The following is a 20,003-nucleotide window of genomic DNA, read 5'->3' as shown; positions in this document are numbered from 1 at the left end:
TTTCTACTGGCGCAACTCGATACCAAGACGCTCCAGACCGTTCATGATCTTCTTCATGGCAGCAGTGATATCTGCTTCCTCTAACGTACGGTCTTTTGCACGGAAGGTCAGTTTATAAGCCAGAGATTTGAATCCTGCTTTAATCTGTGCGCCCTCATAAATATCAAATAATTCATAAGACTCAAGAATCTTGCCGCCTCTCTCGTCAAATACCTTCTCAATATCGCCTGCAAGTACATGTTTCGGAACAACCATACTGAGGTCACGGCTGACTGCCGGGTATTTTGCAATGCCTTCGTATTTTCGGTCAAAGGTTGCACGGGAAACGATTTCCGGCATATCAATGACAGCAACGTATACGCGATCTTTAATGGAGTAATTTGCTGCAACAGTCGGATGAACCTCACCGAGGTAGCCGATTACCTGACCATCATAAATAACATTTGCCTGACGTCCAGGATGTAAGAAGGACAATTCCGACTCCGGATCATACTCCGGTTTCAGATTCATACCTACTTTATACAGAAATTCCTCAATAACACCTTTCATGGTATAGAAATCGCCATCACCGTAGAATCCCAGTGTAAACTGCATGCGCTCTTCCGGAAGTTCTGTAACAGGCTCCTGTTTTGGCAGATAAATATTTCCTAATTCATACAGTCGAACATCTTTGTTTCTACGATTGAAGTTGGTAGAAAGAGAGGTCAGCATTCCATTTAAAGAAACTGTACGCATAATACTGAAGTCCTCTCCAAGCGGATTGGAAATAGTTACGGTATTACGCAGCTGACTGTCTGCCGGAAGTAATAATTTATCAAATACCTTCGGACTCTCAAAGGAGTATGTCATTCCCTGTGAAAATCCGCAGAACTGGGCAACTTCTCTTGCCACTTCCTCTACACGAAGTTTAAAGGACAGTTTACCTGTTGTGGATTCTCCGGATGGAAGTGTTGTCGGGATATTGTCATATCCGTAGAAACGTGCTACTTCCTCTGCGATATCTGCATCACGGAGCAAATCCTGTCTCCAGGATGGAACGATGACTTCCTGTGTCTCCTCATCAAAACCAAGGTCGATTTTTTTGAAATATCCGATCATTGTCTCTGCAGAAATATCAGTTCCGAGCAGACCATTGATCCAATCCGGATCAAATGCGATTCTTCTGCCTGTCATTTCTTTCTGGTATACATCAACGACACCGCCAACGACTTCACCTGCGCCAAGTTCTTCGATGAGCTGGCAGGCACGGTTCATAGCCACGATGGCATTGTTCGGATCCAGACCTTTTTCAAATTTGGAAGAGGCGTCGGTACGAAGACCTACTTTTTTGCTGGACAGACGGATGTTTGTTCCATCGAAGCATGCTGCCTCAAATAACATCGTCTGTACATTATCTGTGATCATGGAGTTTTCGCCACCCATGATACCTGCAAGTCCAACGGCTTTCTCACCGTCACAGATCATCAGAATGCTGTCATCTAAAGTACGCTCCTGACCATCTAATGTCACGAATTTCTCACCTTTTGCTGCACGGCGAACACGGATCTCATGACCTGCAATCGTATCCAGATCATATGCATGCATCGGCTGACCAAACTCTTCCATCACGTAGTTTGTGATATCTACGATATTGTTGATCGGACGGATACCGTGAGCAGCCAGTCTGTGCTGCATCCACTTCGGTGACGGTGCGATTTTGATATTTTTTACTACACGTGCGGTATAACGTGGGCAAAGATCTGCATCCTCGACAGATACTTTGATGTAATCGTTGACATCCTCAGAATTTCCTGTCTCTGTCACTACCGGCGGAACAAACTCTTTTCCGAAAGTAGCTGCTGCCTCACGTGCAATACCAAGAATGGCGAAGCAGTCTACACGGTTGGATGTAATTTCGTACTCTACTACTACGTCATCTAATCCCAGATAAGATACCGCGCTCTCTCCTACCGGAGCATCTTCCGGTAAGATGTAAAGTCCGTCAGCGGCTGCATCTGGATACATATCGGTATTGGATCCAAGCTCCTCGATGGAACACATCATACCGTTGGATTCCACACCTCTTAATTTACCTTTTTTGATCTTGATGCCGCCTTCTACGACTTTTCCATCATGTCCGCCGGCAACACGTCCGCCGTCTAATACAACCGGAACTTTTGCACCTTCAAATACATTTGGTGCACCGGTTACGATCTGTGTGGTCTCTCCGCCGATATCTACCTGGCAGATCACCAGTTTGTCTGCATCCGGGTGTTTCTCTACTTTTAATACCTGACCGATGACGATTTTTTCCAGATCCTCATCTAATTTTTTATATCCTTCTACTTTTGAACCGGAAAGTGTCATCGCATCCATGTATTCCTGCGGCTCTACTTCTAATTCCGGAACATATGCTTTTATCCAAGATAATGAAGTTGTCATGTTTCTTTCTCCTACTAATCTATTATTCAAAAATGTTATTTCGCTTTGCTCGTGCAGATTCGAAAATCTACGATTTAGAACTGTTTTAAGAAACGATCATCGTTTTCATAAAGCAGACGCATGTCGTCGATCTCATATTTTAACAGTGCGATACGCTCCAGACCTACACCGAAAGCGAATCCGGAATATTCTTTCGGATCAATTCCGCTCATTTCAAGTACGTGCGGATGAACTATTCCACAGCCAAGGATCTCGATCCATCCCTCGCCTTTACAGAAACGGCATCCTTTTCCACCGCATTTGAAGCAGGTTACGTCTACCTCTGCACTCGGCTCTGTGAACGGAAAGTGATGCGGACGGAATTTTACTTTTGTCTCCGGTCCGAACAGCTCTTTTGCAAACTCCTGCAGTGTTCCTTTCAGATCTGCAAATGTAACACCTTTGTCGATTACCAGACCTTCGATCTGATGGAAGGACGGAGAATGGGTTGCATCTACTTCATCGGCACGGAATACACGTCCCGGTGCGATCATACGGATCGGCAGTTTACCTTTTTCCATAACACGAACCTGTACCGGAGAAGTCTGGGTACGAAGTACGATCTTGTCATTGATGTAGAAAGTATCCTGCTCATCTTTTGCCGGATGGTTTGCCGGAATATTCAGAGCCTCAAAGTTGTAGTAATCATACTCTACTTCCGGTCCTTCTACGACTTCATATCCCATACCAACAAAGATACGCTCTACTTCTTCCAGGGCAATGGTATTTGGATGACCGTGTCCAACGCGGTTTTTCTTTGCCGGAAGTGTTACGTCGATGACTTCTTTTTTCAGTTTGTGCTCCAGTTCCAGAGCTTCCATTTTTTTCTTTCTCTCTTCCAGTTTCTGCTCGATAGCAGCTCTGGTCTCATTTACCATCTGACCAACCAGCGGACGCTCCTCCGGGCTGACATCTTTCATTCCTTTTAATACAGCAGTAAGTTCACCTTTTTTTCCAAGGAAAGCGACACGGACATCATTTAATCCATTTAATCCCTCAGAATTCTCGATAGAAGCAAGTGCTTTTTCTCTGATCTGCTTTAACTTGTCTTTCATCTTTAATCTCCTTCTTTAAATATAAATAATTTCGTTTTATATGAGTGCGCCTCTGCACAAAGTGCTTTTCACAGGAAATCCAGTGTGAGTTATCAGAACATAAAAAAACGCCCCTTCGTAAAAAGGGACGAAAAATTTCCGCGTTACCACCCGGTTTCCCGACATGCATCGGACACTCTAATGCGTAACGTGCATGACCCGTCTGTTCCTACTTGACATTCCGTTGTTCAAAACAGCAGCTCCAATGGGAAGTTCACCAGATGTCTTTCCTTAAGTGTATTCTCAGCCAATGTACACTCTCTCTGTAATCCGATCATCTGCCTACTGACATCTTCTCAGCTTTTAATATATTGTTCCTGATCTGTAATTCAGGAATGATTCAAACATAATCATACATCCGAACCAAAACTAGCATTTATTCTAGCATAGCTTATTTAAAACATCAAGTATTTTTATCCTGCTGCCGTTCTTTTTTTCTACGACGCGCTTCCTGAATCTCCACCAGCAGAATTTCAAACAGATTGTTGACTTCCGCACACACCAGAAAAATATACATGCTGATGTAAAGCCAGAACATCAATAATAAAATCGTGGTCAGACTGCCATACAATGAAAATCCATTAAAATAATTCACATAAATGGACAGTCCAAAGGAAAATACATACCACGCGGCGGAACATCCAACTGCCCCGATCAACTGACTTCTATAAGTAGCGGTGCGGTTTGGCAGCACTTTATAAATAAACATAAAAAATATGATCAGCACAAAAAACAAAATGAGCAGACGCAGTTTTAAAATAATGTCTGTTACAATAGACAAAATCGGTGCGTACTGCACCAGCATGTTTTGAATCTTCTGACCAAACACCAGAAATACCATCAGTAAAATAATGACCAAGATCAATACAAATGTCTCGATCATTGCACGAAAACGCAGTACGAACCAATTTCGTGTCTCATCGGTATCATAAACGATATTCAATCCGTAACGAAGACTCTGGATAGACTTTGCCGCTGAATAAATTGCAAAAATCACCGCGATTGGCAGCACCTTCGCTGAATTTGTATACACTTCGTCTACTATATTGATCAGCATCGGTGTAATCTTAATCTGCCCCGGAACCACCATCTGGATCACGGACAGTACCGTACTCTCGCTCACCGGAGTAAACCGCAGAAGTGACAGAAACACCAACAGAAATGGAATCGCTGACATAATGATAAACAGTGCTGCCTGTGCCGCATAAGCTCCAATATTATCTTTTTTCAATTTCGCCAAAAAGAACCTTATCAAATGCTTATAGTCCATAGTTTCTCCCCTTTGATGCACAAAATGCACCGTTCTCATATGTTTACAATTCGATAGATTACCAGATTTTATCCATTTCAGCAAGTTTTTTCTTCTATTTGCCATGCTCCCTTTGCATTTTCCCTTTCTTTCTGCTCTACTATTTTCCCAAAAAAAGCTCTGTTCCAGGGAAAAAATACTGCAAGATCTCGGCTGCCGTTTTGCCTGCCCGTGCCATGCCATCTGCACCGTACTGACTCATGCCGATCCCGTGTCCCAGTCCTCCGCCCATGATCTCATATCTGCCATTTTCCTGTTCCTGCAACGTAAAAAACGCACTTGGCAGCATGGTAATAGTATTGACATTCTCCCCGTTTTTATCCGTCAGAGACACACAGATCTGCCAAATCAGGTTACGGATGAGATTTTCATTGTATACATGCACCTCTCCCGCATCAAAAATAACTGCCAGATCCGTTACCGCACCGGAATCTGACCTGTCGCAGATCTTAATTCCGGTACAATCGCCAAAGTCGGATACAGACGCCACATGCTGTCCGTTCCGGGACAAAGCTGTCAGTTTCCCATCCTGACGACTTAAAGCTTCTTCGATTTTTTTCATCAGCTGATCCCTGCGCTCCGACACCTGAAGTTCTCCTTTCCACCGGAAAAATCTGCTTTCGCTGTCATATGCCTGCACGGACCAGTCTTTCAAAAAATCATCCACAGAAACCGGCTGTTCCCCGGAAAGCAGCAGACTTACTTTTCCAAGATAAGCCAACGGTTCCTGCTGCCACACTTCCAGACCGGTAGTATAACCGCAGGAAGTTGAAAAATAATAGACCGATGCCAGCCGTCCTTCATAGCTTAAAACTTCACCTGCTGTTGCGTTTACTGCATCTGTCGCCGCCTGATTTTCATTGGCAGGCAGATACACCTGGCATGCGGTCGTATCATCCACATCTGCATGATAAGTTTCATACGTGGTTCCAAGTGCCTGTATGGCAGCATAAGTTCTGGCACAAACTGCCTGCGCCTTCAAAGCCTCCGGTGCAAAGGAAGAAGGCATTTCCCCGGGAACTACACCGCACAGATATTCCTCCATTCCCAATTCATTGACCAGCCATAATCCGGAATCTCCACGATACACATGCAGATTTCCTGCATAGTTTCCTTTTTCGTTTCCATCCGAATCGCATAATTTTAATTTGCCGTCCCCAGAGATTTTGGCAAGCACCTGATCGGTCTGGTGCTCCTCCATCCATACTTTACAGCTTCGTGCTTCTCCTGCCGGAATCACATCTTCCGTTTCTCCGGCACAAAGCTTCCATTCCGCATCACATTTGATCCAGACGTCTTCCCGAAAGACATTCTGCTTCTGATCCTGTGTCAGTAACACCCGGATCGTATCCGGAACTGTGATCTGATCTGTGACTTCCGTCCCCTGTTCTGTCGCCCCGTTTTCCGCCTTTTCACTGTCTTTTCCCTCCGTCTGTTTCTGTTCTTCCTGTGAACAAATTCCAAGGATCAGATTGCCCTGCACATATACCACATATTTTTTTCCATATTCCATCCGGCAGCTTTCCAGATCACAATCATAATTTCCATTATCTGCCATAATCCGTGCTTCTCCGAATACTTTTCCAAGATACTGTAACATAACCTGAGACACCGTATCCTTTACCTGAAGTTTTTCCAGTAAACGCTCATACACCACATTCCACTGCGCCCGGCTTAAGACATCTCCTGCGACAAGCTGTGCCTGTCCCAGAATTTCTTCCGTATACTCCCCGAATCCCAGTTTTTCAAAAATCAGCTGAACATCCTCTGTTGTCACATATTCCTGCAATTCCGGAAGCAGCAGCCGCCTTGTCTCCTCCGGTGTCAGATTGGCAGCCTGAAGGTATCCAGCCAATTCTAAAGATCTGACACGATCTGACCATCCACCTGCATCCTCTACTGCCTGCACATTTGGTTTTAACAGAAAAACCAGCACAAAAAGCAAACCAATTCCCATACATAACCATTTATATTTGCGGCGTCTGCGCCTGTTCTTCTGTCTGATCACATATGCCCGTCCATAACTTACCACCGTTTTTTGCTGCCTCATCATTGCCACGCTTCCTCTCTTTTTACCCACTGCCATCCATTTGCCGCATGCTTTCAATGATTTTTCATCGAATCATTTTGAAAATAGTCCTGTTTGTGTGAAACATCATCTCACATCTGATGTAACACCTTATGGTTTTCCGGGCAAAAAAAGAACCGGATATGACGCATTCACATCATATCCGGTGATTCTCTTTTGTATTTTATGTTTTTTATCTTTTGTAACGTAGGTCTTTCTCTTTTGTGATCCCAGAGTGCCGTTCCTGCAATTTTGACTCCTAGCAACGCTAGGGGGGATTCCGCAACCGGTCTTCTGCCTTCCACTGCATATTCGGTGGCCTGGCATCCAGCCGGCGATTTAAGATTCCCATAAAAGAAAATGTAGGTTCAAAATAGCAGGGTTCTCGCACACCCCAGGAATCGCTTTCGCTATAAATGATTATACTTTACTATGTGCATCTTGACAATAAAAAATTCAAATTTTTTTCAGGAAAGTTCTGGCACGGTTTATCTACTACATGAACTTAACGTAAACTTTTTATTTTCAAAAGAACACATAGACAAACGATCATCTACTTCTACTTTTTCATTGAAAAAGCATAAGGCAGCAGTTCTTCTAATGTAACTGTCTTGTAATCGCCCTTGCAGCTTACCATAGTCACTTCAAACTCCGGTCCGCAAAACTCTGCCATCACCTGACGACAGACACCGCAAGGTGACGTTACTTCTTCGCTGTCACTGATAATCGCAATTGCCTGAAATTCACGATAACCTTCTGAAACGGCTTTAAAAATCGCGGTACGCTCCGCACAGTTTGTTGGTCCGTAAGCAGAATTTTCAATATTGCATCCGGTAAATACGGTACCATCTTTGCACAGCAGCGCTGCACCGACATAAAAACCGGAATACGGCACATATGCTTTTTCTTTCGCTTTTGCTGCTTTTTTGATCAGTTCCGTTACATCCATGTTATTCTCCGTCCTGCAGCATGGAAATTGCACTGCTTGTACCGATTCTGCTGCATCCTGCTTCAATATACTGCTCCATATCTTCTTTGGAACGAATACCTCCGGCAGCTTTGATCTTTACATTCGGTCCGATATGCTCTTTCATCAGACAAACATCTTCCAAAGTTGCTCCTCCGGTTCCAAATCCAGTAGATGTCTTGATAAAATCCGCTCCAGCTGCAGTAACAGCATGACACATTTCGATTTTTTCTTCTTCGGTCAGATAACAGGTTTCGATGATAACTTTTAAAATCTTATCCCCAACTTCCTGTTTCAGCAGCCGAATTTCTTCGGTTACCTGCGGATACTGTCCGTTTTTCACCATGCCAAGGTTGATCACCATATCAATCTCGCTGGCGCCATCCGCCAATGCCTGACGTGTCTCCATCAGCTTTGCCTCTGTATTCGCATTGCCAAGCGGAAAACCAACAACTGTGCAAATGTTTAATTCCGGAAAATACTCATGTGCACGCTTTACATAACTGCTTGGAATACATACAGAAGCCATGCGGAAGAAACGCGCTTCCTGACATAACTGCTGAATCTCTTTCCAGGTCGTTACTGCTTTTAATGCAGTATGATCGACAAATCTGTACAATTCTTCTTTCTTCATATCTTTACCTCATTTTTACGAATATATCAATCATAATACATTTTGTACAAAAAATCTATACTTACTGATATTTTCAGAAATTGTCACAACAAATATGCATTTTCCTTCTGTTTCCGGGCAACAATTACTATAACTTATTAATATCATAAGGCAGTCTGTTTTTTTAATTATTGTATCACTTATAATAGAACTTACTTTCAATGCCATCTTGCTTACAGATGTGAATTAATATATACTGTGTTTCGGAAAAATGATCATTAAATTTTTTTCAATAAAAAAAGAAAGATTCAGGAAATGTAAATTACTCCATATTCCCTGAACCCTTCTGTCTGTTTTTACTTCTACATATATTTCTTATCCATATGTTTTCTTTGCTTTGCTAAGCTGAGCCATGTACCATGCAATTCCAACCAGAAAAATACCAATTCCAATCGCTTCTGCCAATTTATTCGTAATAAGAAACTCTGTAATCAGTCCCCATACACCAAAAAGCATACACAAAACACCAAAAATAATGGTCTTTGGTGACATTACTTCACAAAACTCTTTTGGCTGCCGAATATGATACAGTTCCTGTTCGGAAAACAACCATTTTGGAATCTGATGTTCGCATTTCATCTTGCCTGCAGTAAACAGACAGTAAATACCGCAAATAATCAAAATCACATCTACAATGCTCATAACCCCGTCTCTATTAAGCGCTGCTGCTACAACCATGCCTACTCTTATTCTCCCATTTTAAGAAACTCTTTTACCACCTTCGGCATTTCCGCAACTTCGCATACGGTCTTATGAAGTACTTCCGCACTGCGGATATCCTCGATGGCCTGCGGAACTTTAACGTTCGCAATCCTTGAGAGTTCGTCTACCAGTTCAAAATCTGTCATGGAATCATATTTCTCATCAATAGCATCCATAACACTTCTTGTAAATTTGAACGGGCTTGCAGTTGAAGCGATGACTGTTTTTGTCTCATCCTTTGTCTCTGCTTTATATTTTCCGTATACGCCGGCTGCTACTGCTGTATGTGTATCAATGACATAACCTGTCTTCTCATATAATGAAGATATTACTTCTGCTGTCTCTTTCTCCGTTGTGTAATTGCCGTAGAAGTTCTCTAACTGCGCCTTCATCTCGTCTGTGATGACATATTTTCCATCTTTGGATAATGCTGCCATCAGTTTTGCATTCTCATCTGCGCTCTCACCGGCAATGCGGTAGATCAGACGTTCTAAGTTGCTGGAGATCAGAATATCCATCGACGGTGAAGAAGTCAGGATAAATTCACGGTTTTTGTCGTATTCTCCGGTGCGGAAGAAATCGTATAATACTTTGTTCTCATTGGATGCGCAGATTAGTTTTGCAATCGGAAGTCCCATATTTTTTGCATAATATGCTGCTAAAATATTACCAAAGTTTCCAGTCGGAACTACTACATTAATCGGCTCACCCTCAGCGATTCTGCCGTTTGCATACATTTTTGCATATGCATATACATAGTAAACGATCTGCGGAACCAAGCGTCCGATATTGATGGAGTTTGCGGAGGAGAAACGGTATCCTGCCTGAAGCAGTTCTTCTTTCATCTCCGGATCAGAAAACATCTGTTTTACACCGGTTTGTGCCTGGTCAAAGTTTCCGTGGATTCCTACAACGAATGTATTATCACCTTTCTGGGTAACCATCTGTTTTTCCTGAATCGGGCTGACACCGTTCTTCGGATAAAATACAATGATCTTGGTTCCTTCTACATCTGCGAAACCTGCCAGCGCTGCTTTGCCGGTATCTCCGGAAGTAGCGGTCAGAATAACAATATCCTCTTTTACCTCATTTTTGCGGGCTGCTGTAATCAGCAGGTGCGGAAGAATGGATAATGCCATATCTTTGAATGCAATGGTTGCACCGTGGAACAGTTCCAGATAATAAGCGCCGTCTGCTTCTACTAACGGTGCGATTTCCGGTGTGTCAAATTTGGAATCATAAGCACGATCGATACAGTTTTTCAGTTCTTCCTCTGTAAAATCTGTCAGGAATCGGCTCATAACTTCGTATGCAGTCTCCTGATAACTCATTTTTGCCAGTTCCTCTACCGGAATATCCAGTTTCGGGATTTCTGTCGGCACATACAATCCTCCATGCTTTGCCAGTCCGTTTAAAATTGCCTGGGAGGCAGTTACTTTCTCTGATGCATCTCTGGTATTTGCATATAAAATTGCCATAATTTCTTCCTTTCTGTCTGCTGTCTCGCTTTTTCTACTCTCACATAAAATTTTCATCCGGTATTTCCACAATTTTCTCCTGATCATACGCAGAAGCTATTGTTCTGGAAAACACCTGACAGATCACAATTATTTTCGTTTGCTGTTAATATAATTTACCAGACCTTCACTGTCAATGATTTTCTGCATAAATGGTGGAAAAGCCTGTCCCTGATACTCGGTTCCTTTTGTACGGTCATAGATTTTACCACTGTCGAAATCGATTTCTACCTCATCGCCTTCCTCGATCTCACGGGATGCTTCCGGGCACTCAATGATCGGAAGTCCGATATTGATGGAATTACGATAAAAAATACGTGCAAATGTCTCTGCAATAATGCAGCTCACACCTGCGGTCTTTAAACATAACGGTGCATGTTCTCTGGAAGAACCGCATCCAAAGTTCTTTCTTGCCACGATAATGTCACCCGGCTGTACACGCTGTGTAAAAGTCGGATCGATATCAACCATTGCATGGCTTGCAAGCTCCTGAGCGTCAAATGAATTCAGATATCTTGCCGGAATGATTACGTCAGTATCTACGTTGTCACCATATTTAAATACATGTCCTTTTGCTGCTTTCATTATTTGTCACCTACTTTCTCAGGATTTGCGATATAACCTGCAATCGCACTTGCTGCTGCCACCTCCGGAGATGCCAGATAGATCAGAGACTCTACATCTCCCATTCTTCCGACAAAGTTACGGTTTGTGGTAGATACACATTTCTCACCCGGAGCCATAACACCCATATGACCGCCCATACATGGTCCGCAACTTGGTGTATTAAATGCACAGCCTGCATCGATAAAGATATCAACAAGACCTTCTTTGATACATTCTTTGTATACTTCCTGTGTAGCAGGAACAACCATAACACGTACATCCGGATGAACGGTATGTCCTTTTAAAATTGCTGCCGCCTTTCTCATATCGGAAATACGTCCGTTTGTACATGATCCGATCACTACCTGATCGATCTTGATCGGCTCCATAGCCTCTACTTCATCAATTGTCTTTGCATTGCCCGGAAGATGTGGAAATGCAACGGTTGGACGGACTTCAGACAGATCAATCTCAACGACCTGATCATACTGTGCATCTTCATCCGGCTCATAAGTGGTATACTGTTTATCCGAATGAGCGTCCATGTAAGCTCTGGTCTGGTCATCTACGATAAAGATACCGTTTTTAGCACCTGCTTCAATCGCCATGTTTGCCATAGTGAAACGGTCATCCATGGTCAGGTTTGCGATACCATCGCCGACAAACTCCATAGATTTGTATAATGCGCCATCTACACCGATCTTGCCGATGATGTGGATAATAACATCTTTTCCACTGACATACGGACCCGGTTTTCCAGTCAGTACGAATTTAATCGCGGACGGAACCTTGAACCAGAGTTCTCCGGTTGCCATACCTGTTGCGATATCAGTAGTTCCTACACCGGTGGAAAATGCACCAAGTGCACCATATGTACAGGTATGAGAATCTGCACCGATGATACATTCACCGGCTACAACGATTCCATACTCCGGTAAAATTGCATGCTCTACACCACATTTTCCTTGTACCAGATACCATTTCAGTCCCTGCTCTTTTGCAAAATCCTGAATAGATCTGGAGTTGATTGCGGATTTGATATCCTTATTCGGTGTAAAATGGTCCGGTACGAGTACTACTTTATCCTTATCAAATACTTTGTCTGCCATCTGTCGAAAAATCGGCAGCGCCATCGGACCAGTAATATCATTAGCCATAACAACGTCCAGTTTTGCTTCAATTAACTGACCGGCTGTTACAGAATCAAGTCCTGCATGGGCAGCAAGAATTTTCTGTGTCATAGTCATTCCCATTGTATGTTCCTCCTTATGTTTCACAGTAAAATATATTTTATCACTTTACTGTAGTAAATCAACTCATTAAACAATATTTTATCATACACATTTTCAGAATACAAGAGTCAAGCGGATATTCGCAATCCGCTTACGCTACTTGCTCATAACCAAATAGCTGCTATGCCGCTTATCAGAAGGTTATACATTCCCTCCTGATAAAGAGAAGCCCTGCCCTGCTTATTGCTTTACGCAATCAAAGCAGGAGGACTTCCTTCATTTAGTTAAAAAAGAGGGCTGCGCATGCGCAACCCCCGTCTTGTATTTCTGATTAGTTATTGATTAACTTATCTTCGCCATTCCAGCTGTAAAGTTTACGGATTTCAGCACCAACAGCCTCAGACTGATGCTCTGCTGCTAATTTACGCATAGCTTTGAAGTGAACCTGACGTCCTGCCGGAGACATATCCAGTAAGAACTCTTTTGCAAATGTACCATCCTGAATATCGGAAAGGATTTTCTTCATTGCTTTCTTTGTATCTTCTGTAACGATCTTCGGTCCTGTAATGTAATCGCCATACTCAGCTGTGTTAGAGATAGAATATCTCATTCCAGCGAAACCTGACTGGTAAATTAAGTCTACGATCAGTTTCATCTCATGGATACACTCGAAGTAAGCATTTCTCGGATCATATCCAGCCTCAACCAGAGTCTCGAAACCAGCCTGCATTAATGCACAAACACCACCACAAAGTACTGCCTGCTCACCGAAGAGGTCTGTCTCTGTCTCTGTACGGAAGGTTGTCTCAAGAACACCGGCTCTTGCTCCACCGATTGCCAGTGAGTATGCAAGTGCAAGATCCATAGCTTTTCCTGTAGCATCCTGCTCTACAGCTACCAGACACGGAACACCTTTGCCTGCCTGATACTCGCTTCTTACTGTATGACCCGGTCCTTTCGGAGCGATCATTGTAACATCAACATCTGCTGGTGGTTTGATGCATCCGAAGTGGATGTTGAAACCATGAGCAAACATTAACATGTTGCCTGCCTCAAGGTTCGGCTCAATGTCTTTTTTATACATATCTGCCTGAAGCTCATCATTGATCAGAATCATGATGATATCAGCTTTTTTTGCAGCTTCTGCTGCTGTATATACTTCGAAGCCCTGTGCTTCTGCTTTTGCCCAGGATTTGCTGCCTTTGTAAAGACCAATGATGACATTACATCCGGACTCCTTTGCATTTAATGCATGTGCATGTCCCTGGCTACCATAGCCAATCACTGCGATTGTTTTACCTTCTAAAAGAGAAAGGTTACAATCTTCCTGGTAATAAATCTTTGCGTTTGCCATTGTCTTATCCTCCATTTGCAAATGATTATTTAATCTATAATAGTAACATTCGAAGAACCTCTGCTCAGTCCGGTAATTCCGGTACGAGCCAGCTCAAGAATGTCATATCCTCTCAACAAATCCAAAAAAGCATCAAGCTTACTTTGGCCACCGGTCAATTCAATCACCATGGAGTCATTAGAGACATCCACGATCTTTGCCCGGAAAATATTAGCAACAGAAAGTACTGCCTGACGCTGTGTATCATTGATCTTTATCTTTACAAGGATCAGTTCACGGCATACGGACTCTCCATCCTGAAGTTTTTTAATGTCAATTACATCTTCCAGTTTCGCCAGCTGTTTCTCAATCTGTTCCAGAATCTGTTCATCTCCACTGGAAACTACTGTAATTCTGGTAAATCTCGGATCTGCTGTCACGCCTGCGGAAAAACTGTCTATATTATATCCACGTCGGCTGAACAGTCCGGAAATATGGCTTAAAACACCGGAAGTATTCTCAACTAACAGAGATAACACTTGTTTTCTCATGTGAAAACCACCTTTCTACGTTACTGCACATTCTAGCAACATCTATTTTCTTTGTCAAGGGTATGGTTTACCCGATTTTGTCTATTTTGCGAATATTTTTTCACTTTTTCAATATATTTATAAGTTCCCCAAAAGTATCCAGCTTTCGGTACAGTAACCGGGAAAGTTCCGCATCCGGCTGTGACAGATCCGGGATCATAATGGTACGGCATCCGGCTGCATGTGCCGACATCACACCATTTGGGGAATCCTCCACCGCATAGCAGTTTTCCGGCTGAACCCCTAATACCTCGCAGGCATACAGATACACATCCGGCGCCGGTTTTCCGCGTTTTACCATAGATGCACTGATCACATGGTCAAAAAACGGAAGTAACCCTGCCAGTTTCAGATTGCTGACTGCCTGTTCCTGTGCCGTCGCTGTAACAACTGCCATCGAATATCCCATCTGGCGCAATTTTTCCAGTGTCTGTGGCACCTGCGGCTTCAACGGAATTTCATGTGCCAGCATATCTTTCATCAGATCTACTCTCTCCTGACGGATCGCACGATAATCGACCTCTTCTCCAAACCACTCCTGAAACTGGGCAACATTATACGGGGCACCAAGGCTTCGTAATTTCAGCACCTCTGACGCATCCAGTTCATATCCGGCATCCGCGATTGCCTTGCGCCACGCCCACTGATAATGTTTTTCCGTATCAAATAAAGTTCCATCCATATCAAACAAAATCGTATTCATACTTTTCCTCACTTTTGCACACAGTCCACAGATGCTGCTTCTACTATTTATATTTGCTTTTTACTCACTGATTTTTTCGATCTCCATATTTTTCGGCAGGATCAGGCTCAGAATGATCGCTACCACAAATACAACTGCCACGCAGTTTGCGGAAAATACGTCTTTGACGATCTGCGGGAAAATATTCCAGATCTCCACTTCACTGGTGGATGTAAATCCGATACCAATGGCAAGGGATAATGCCGCGATCGTTACATTTCTCTGAGAAAAACCTGTCTTTGCCAGCATCTGGATACCACTGATCATGATCGTACCAAACATCATAATGGTACATCCGCCCAACACGGACTGCGGCAGACTTGCAAAAAAATTACCGATTGGCGGAAACAGACCTGCAAGGATCATAAAAACGGCACCTGTCATAATCGTAAAACGGTTGACTACTTTTGTCATATTGACCAGACCTACGTTCTGGCTGAAAGAAGTAACCGGCGGGCATCCGAATAATCCGGAAATAGAGCTTGCGAAACCGTCACATGCCAGTGCTCCGGAAATCTCTTTCTCTGTAATCTCACGACCAAGGCCGCCGGCCACAAGAGCAGTGGAATCACCTATCGTTTCTGCTGCGGATACCATAAAAATAATGGCAACGGAAATGATCGCACTCAGATTAAATTCCGGGCGATACGGAAGCAGGTGCGGCAAAGAGATCAGACCGCCATCCAGCATACCGGACAGATCGACCTGTCCCATGCATAATGCAATAATATAGCCTACGATCAGTCCGACCAGCACGGACAACTGTTTTAAATATCCTTTTGCCACGGCATTGAAGATCAGGCAGACTGCCAGTGTCACCAGACCAAGCACCAGATTCTGTACGGAACCGAAATCATCGGTATAGCCGCCGCCAAAAGAACGGGCACCTACGGTAAACAGGGAATAACCAATGGCTGTAACAACGGATGCGGAAACCACCGGTGTGATAAACCGCTTCCAGTATTTTGCGAACAGACCAAGGACACCCTCACAGACACCGCCGACCAAAACGGCACCGATCATCGTCGGATATCCATACGTGCCACCCACGTAACTTAAGATCGTTACAAAAGTAAAACTTACACCCATAACGATCGGCAGTTTTGCACCGACTTTCCATACCGGATACAGCTGGATCAATGTTGCGATACCTGCAACAAACATGGCATTCTGTAACAGAACCGCCAGTTCCTTACCGCTTAAACCGGAAGCCAGACCGATCATGGTGATTGGTGTCAGATTCGATACAAACATTGCAAGCACATGCTGCAGGCCGAAGGGAATTGCCTTCAGCAACGGCACACGCCCATTCAACCGGTAAATATTTCCGATCGTTGCATTCTCTTTTGATTTCATTTTCATACCTCTTATTTTCTTTTTTTACATGCTGTCTTTCGACAGACACAAAACACTCTCATCATAACATCTATAGTTTTGTATTGCAATGACAGTCTGTACTTTCTTGCCAATTCTTTGCCACTGTGCTATGATAAATTGTAATAATTCAGAACCAACACATCGATATGTTTCTGAATGATCACACAATTTTTGAATTAATAACGGAGGTTTTTTATGATAGAAAAATGGGATATCACTATTCCGGAACTCACCGGAGACGAAGTGCGAAGTGCATACATCTGTCTGCCAGAGGCATACACTTATGACACCAACCGGTGTTTTCCGGTATTGTACATGTTTGACGGTCATAACCTCTTTTTTGACAGTCATGCCACCTATGGGAAATCCTGGGGATTGAAAGAATATATAGAATACACCCATACCCCGCTGATCATCGTTGGCATCGAATGCAACCACAGCCCGGATCACGGACGGTTGCAGGAATATTCCCCTTATGACTTTACTTTACCAAAGGAAGGCAAAATAACCGGTAAGGGCAAGATCACCATGGACTGGCTGACCCGCACCTTCAAACCATACATTGATACACATTACCGAACGCTTCCGGATCGGGAGCACACCTTTATCGCAGGAAGTACCATGGGCGGACTGATGAGTATTTACGCACTTTTGCACTACAATCAGTTTTTTTCCCGCGCAGCGGCACTCTCCCCGTCCCTGTGGATTGCGCCAAACGACTTTATGCAGATGATCCGGCGTTCCCGCCCGCTTTCTGGAAGCATTTTATACATGGACTATGGAAGCCGTGAAATGAAACAGCATCGAAAAATGGACCAGTCTTTTGGTCAGGCGGCTAATCTTCTTCTGGAGAAAAACATTTATCTGGACTGCCGCATCGTACCGAACGGCGAACATTGTGAGGCAAGCTGGGAAAAACAGATTCCGTTTTTTATGAATACACTGATGTATGATCTGTAATAAAATTTCTTACGATCATCAGTTATAATAACATGAATACAATTTCATGATACCTGTACATACATGCAATCTGTTCACACAAACGCTTAAATAATATAGAAGAAACACAAATTCTACCCACTGTGTCCTAATCACTTTTATGATTGTCCGATACTTATTGGAAGGAGTATTTTTCCACATGAACATACAATATTTTAAAAATTACAGTCCCGCACTCGGTCGGAATATGGAATGCAAACTGTACGGTCATGGCGGACAGCCGATCCTGTTTATCCCCTGTCAGGACGGACGTTTTTTCGACTTTGAAAACTTCCACATGACGGATGTCTGGGCACCATGGATCGATTCCGGAGAAGTCACCATTTTCACGGTGGATACCATTGATACAGAGACCTGGTCCAACACAAACGGCGATCCACGCTGGCGTATCTGTCGCCACGAAGACTGGTTCCGCTATCTCACCGATGAGATGGTTCCTTTTATCCATGCAAAAATGAGAGAATGTCAGTCCGATTATACTGACAAAGGAATCATTGCTTTTGGATGCAGTCTTGGTGCTACCCATGCAGCCAACCTGTATTTCCGTCGCCCGGATCTTTTTAATGGTCTGTTGGCATTAAGCGGAATTTACGATGCCACCTACGGATTTGGTTCTTATATGGATGATCTGGTTTATATGAACTCACCGGTTCACTATCTGCCAAATTTACCGGCGGATCACCCTTACATGGAATTGTACCGTCACCGCAAAGCCATCATCTGTGTCGGTCAGGGTCCATGGGAAGAACCTTCCAGCACCTATCAACTGCGGGATATTCTACAGCAGAAACAGATTCCGGCTTGGGTGGATTTCTGGGGATATGACTGTGCCCATGACTGGGACTGGTGGTATAAACAGGTAACTTATTTTGTACCGCATTTGCTGTACGATCCGGTATGATTTGTAGTGAAAAAATTTAGCATGTTTTCCTATATATATTTTTACATACCGATTTATTTGTACTGGCTAATGATATTTTAGCAGATAGCCAATTGTAACTTTTACTATAAGATAATAAATGGATTAGAATACAACAGGGAGAGAAGAACTATGAAAAATGTGATTTTTATTTCTCCGAATTTTCCGGAGAATTACTGGCACTTCTGCCATGAATTAAAAGAAAATGGCATGAATGTTCTGGGTATCGGCGACTGCCCTTATGACGACCTGCGTCCGGAGCTTCAGGAAAGCCTGCAGGAATATTATAAAGTAGACAGCCTCGAAAACTACGATGAAGTCTATGGTGCTGTCGGCTACTTTATCTGGCATTACGGCCGGATTGACTGGTTAGAATCCAACAATGAATACTGGCTGGAGCAGGATGCCCGTCTGCGTACGGATTTCAATATTCCAAGCGGTTTTCACAATGAGGACATGCCGCGTATCAAGTACAAATCCCGTATGAAAGAATATTATCAGCGTGTCGGTATTCCGGTGGCCCGTTATCACATGGTAGACAACTATGAGGGCTGTCTGAATTTCATTCATGAAGTTGGATATCCTGTTGTTACGAAACCAGATAACGGTGTCGGAGCCTCCCATACGTTCAAAATTTCTTCTGATGAAGAACTTGGCAATTTCTTCGCCAACAAATGGGATGATACCGTTTATATCATGGAAGAATTTATCAACGCTGAGATCAATTCCTACGATGCGATCATCGACTCTCACGGCAATCCGATTTTTGAAGCAGGAAATGTTACACCGATGTCTATCATGGATATCGTAAACAACGCCGACAACGCGCTTTTCTACATTGTGAAAGATCTGGCAGATGACACCCGCCATCTCGGCAGAGAAACCGTAAAAAGTTTTGGTGTGCGCAGCCGGTTCGTGCATTTTGAATTTTTTCGCCTGCTCTCTGACCATGAAGGGCTCGGCAAAAAGGGCGATCTGATGGCACTGGAAGTCAATATGCGTCCTTCCGGCGGATTTACCCCGGATATGATCAATTTTGCCCGTGAAACCGATGTGTATAAAATCTGGGCAGACATGGTTGCCTATGATTCTACACAAAAAACAGTCGGTGCTCACCACTTCTGTGCCTTTGCAGGATTGCGGGATGGCAAGGATTTTGCTATGACACCGGATGCTATTATCGAAAAATACACGGAGCAACTCAAGATGGTAGAACGTATGCCGGATGCATTGTCAGATGCCATGGGAAATCAGATGTATCTGGCTACTTTTGATACCGAAGAAGCACTCAATGCGTTCTTTGCGGATGTAACCAGATTGAAAGAGGTTGATACTTCTGAAGAATCTGAAACAGCAGAAACTATTGTAGTTCAAGTCGAACGCACGTGAGACTTGGTGCGTGATTCTGGTCAGCG

At 43.5% G+C, this 20,003-nt stretch carries 17 protein-coding genes, 1 other RNA gene and 1 other annotated feature; of the genes, 3 read left to right on the top strand and 15 right to left on the bottom strand.

Annotation, left to right across the window (positions count from 1 at the left end; all coding sequences use genetic code 11):
* Positions 1-3 precede the first annotated feature (3 nt).
* The 15 genes from pheT to LG34_RS02270 form a co-directional block, all read right to left on the bottom strand.
* Positions 4-2,421, bottom strand: coding sequence for a phenylalanine--tRNA ligase subunit beta (pheT, locus tag LG34_RS02340; RefSeq protein WP_109214704.1), 2,418 nt, complete (start codon positions 2,419-2,421; stop codon positions 4-6).
* 74 nt (positions 2,422-2,495) lie between these two features.
* Complete coding sequence (pheS, locus tag LG34_RS02335; RefSeq protein WP_109214703.1) at positions 2,496-3,515, bottom strand: phenylalanine--tRNA ligase subunit alpha; 1,020 nt, start codon at positions 3,513-3,515, stop codon at positions 2,496-2,498.
* A gap of 120 nt (positions 3,516-3,635) precedes the next feature.
* Positions 3,636-3,861, bottom strand: a binding site (T-box leader).
* A 96-nt stretch (positions 3,862-3,957) separates the two neighbouring features.
* Positions 3,958-4,794, bottom strand: a complete 837-nt coding sequence (locus LG34_RS02330; protein ID WP_242979781.1) for a YihY/virulence factor BrkB family protein — start codon at positions 4,792-4,794, stop codon at positions 3,958-3,960.
* A 169-nt stretch (positions 4,795-4,963) separates the two neighbouring features.
* Positions 4,964-6,916, bottom strand: a complete 1,953-nt coding sequence (locus LG34_RS02325) for a SpoIID/LytB domain-containing protein (RefSeq protein ID WP_207657013.1) — start codon at positions 6,914-6,916, stop codon at positions 4,964-4,966.
* A gap of 238 nt (positions 6,917-7,154) precedes the next feature.
* Positions 7,155-7,335, bottom strand: a non-coding RNA gene (gene ssrS / locus LG34_RS02320) — 6S RNA.
* 155 nt (positions 7,336-7,490) lie between these two features.
* Complete coding sequence (locus LG34_RS02315; protein WP_242979780.1) at positions 7,491-7,946, bottom strand: cytidine deaminase; 456 nt, start codon at positions 7,944-7,946, stop codon at positions 7,491-7,493.
* Complete coding sequence (gene deoC / locus LG34_RS02310; protein ID WP_109214699.1) at positions 7,882-8,532, bottom strand: deoxyribose-phosphate aldolase; 651 nt, start codon at positions 8,530-8,532, stop codon at positions 7,882-7,884. The genes LG34_RS02315 and deoC overlap by 65 nt, the downstream gene beginning before the upstream one ends.
* A gap of 354 nt (positions 8,533-8,886) precedes the next feature.
* Entirely contained in the window at positions 8,887-9,249 is a 363-nt protein-coding gene (locus LG34_RS02305; RefSeq protein WP_109214698.1) for a hypothetical protein, read from the bottom strand.
* An 8-nt stretch (positions 9,250-9,257) separates the two neighbouring features.
* A complete protein-coding gene (gene thrC, locus LG34_RS02300) occupies positions 9,258-10,751 on the bottom strand; it encodes a threonine synthase (RefSeq protein WP_109214721.1) in 1,494 nt (497 codons plus the stop codon).
* Positions 10,752-10,880: 129 nt separating this feature from the next.
* A complete protein-coding gene (locus LG34_RS02295; RefSeq protein ID WP_109214697.1) occupies positions 10,881-11,375 on the bottom strand; it encodes a 3-isopropylmalate dehydratase small subunit in 495 nt (164 codons plus the stop codon).
* Positions 11,375-12,649, bottom strand: a complete 1,275-nt coding sequence (leuC, locus tag LG34_RS02290; protein WP_109214696.1) for a 3-isopropylmalate dehydratase large subunit — start codon at positions 12,647-12,649, stop codon at positions 11,375-11,377. The genes LG34_RS02295 and leuC overlap by 1 nt, the downstream gene beginning before the upstream one ends.
* Before the next feature lie 310 nt (positions 12,650-12,959).
* Positions 12,960-13,997 (bottom strand): ketol-acid reductoisomerase, encoded by a 1,038-nt coding sequence (gene ilvC / locus LG34_RS02285; protein ID WP_021738991.1) that lies wholly within the window; start codon positions 13,995-13,997, stop codon positions 12,960-12,962.
* 14 nt (positions 13,998-14,011) lie between these two features.
* Entirely contained in the window at positions 14,012-14,512 is a 501-nt protein-coding gene (ilvN, locus tag LG34_RS02280) for an acetolactate synthase small subunit (protein WP_021738992.1), read from the bottom strand.
* 100 nt (positions 14,513-14,612) lie between these two features.
* A complete protein-coding gene (locus LG34_RS02275) occupies positions 14,613-15,254 on the bottom strand; it encodes an HAD family hydrolase (RefSeq protein ID WP_109214695.1) in 642 nt (213 codons plus the stop codon).
* Positions 15,255-15,314: 60 nt separating this feature from the next.
* Positions 15,315-16,649 carry a uracil-xanthine permease family protein gene (locus tag LG34_RS02270; RefSeq protein WP_109214694.1) on the bottom strand — a complete coding sequence of 445 codons (1,335 nt, stop codon included), beginning with the start codon at positions 16,647-16,649 and terminating at the stop codon, positions 15,315-15,317.
* A gap of 216 nt (positions 16,650-16,865) precedes the next feature.
* On the opposite strand from LG34_RS02270, the gene LG34_RS02265 reads away from it, so the two are divergent.
* The 3 genes from LG34_RS02265 (at position 16,866) to LG34_RS02255 (ending at position 19,977) form a co-directional block, all read left to right on the top strand.
* Complete coding sequence (locus LG34_RS02265) at positions 16,866-17,630, top strand: alpha/beta hydrolase (RefSeq protein WP_109214693.1); 765 nt, start codon at positions 16,866-16,868, stop codon at positions 17,628-17,630.
* A gap of 178 nt (positions 17,631-17,808) precedes the next feature.
* A complete protein-coding gene (locus LG34_RS02260) occupies positions 17,809-18,570 on the top strand; it encodes an esterase family protein (RefSeq protein ID WP_109214692.1) in 762 nt (253 codons plus the stop codon).
* 150 nt (positions 18,571-18,720) lie between these two features.
* On the top strand, positions 18,721-19,977 hold the full coding sequence (locus LG34_RS02255; RefSeq protein WP_207657012.1) for an ATP-grasp domain-containing protein: 1,257 nt from the start codon (positions 18,721-18,723) through the stop codon (positions 19,975-19,977).
* The last annotated feature ends 26 nt before the right edge of the window (positions 19,978-20,003 follow it).

The sequence above is a fragment of the Eubacterium ramulus genome (assembly GCF_003122485.1).
GTDB lineage: Bacteria > Bacillota > Clostridia > Lachnospirales > Lachnospiraceae > Eubacterium_I > Eubacterium_I ramulus_A.
This window is presented reverse-complemented; position numbering and strand designations above follow the sequence as displayed.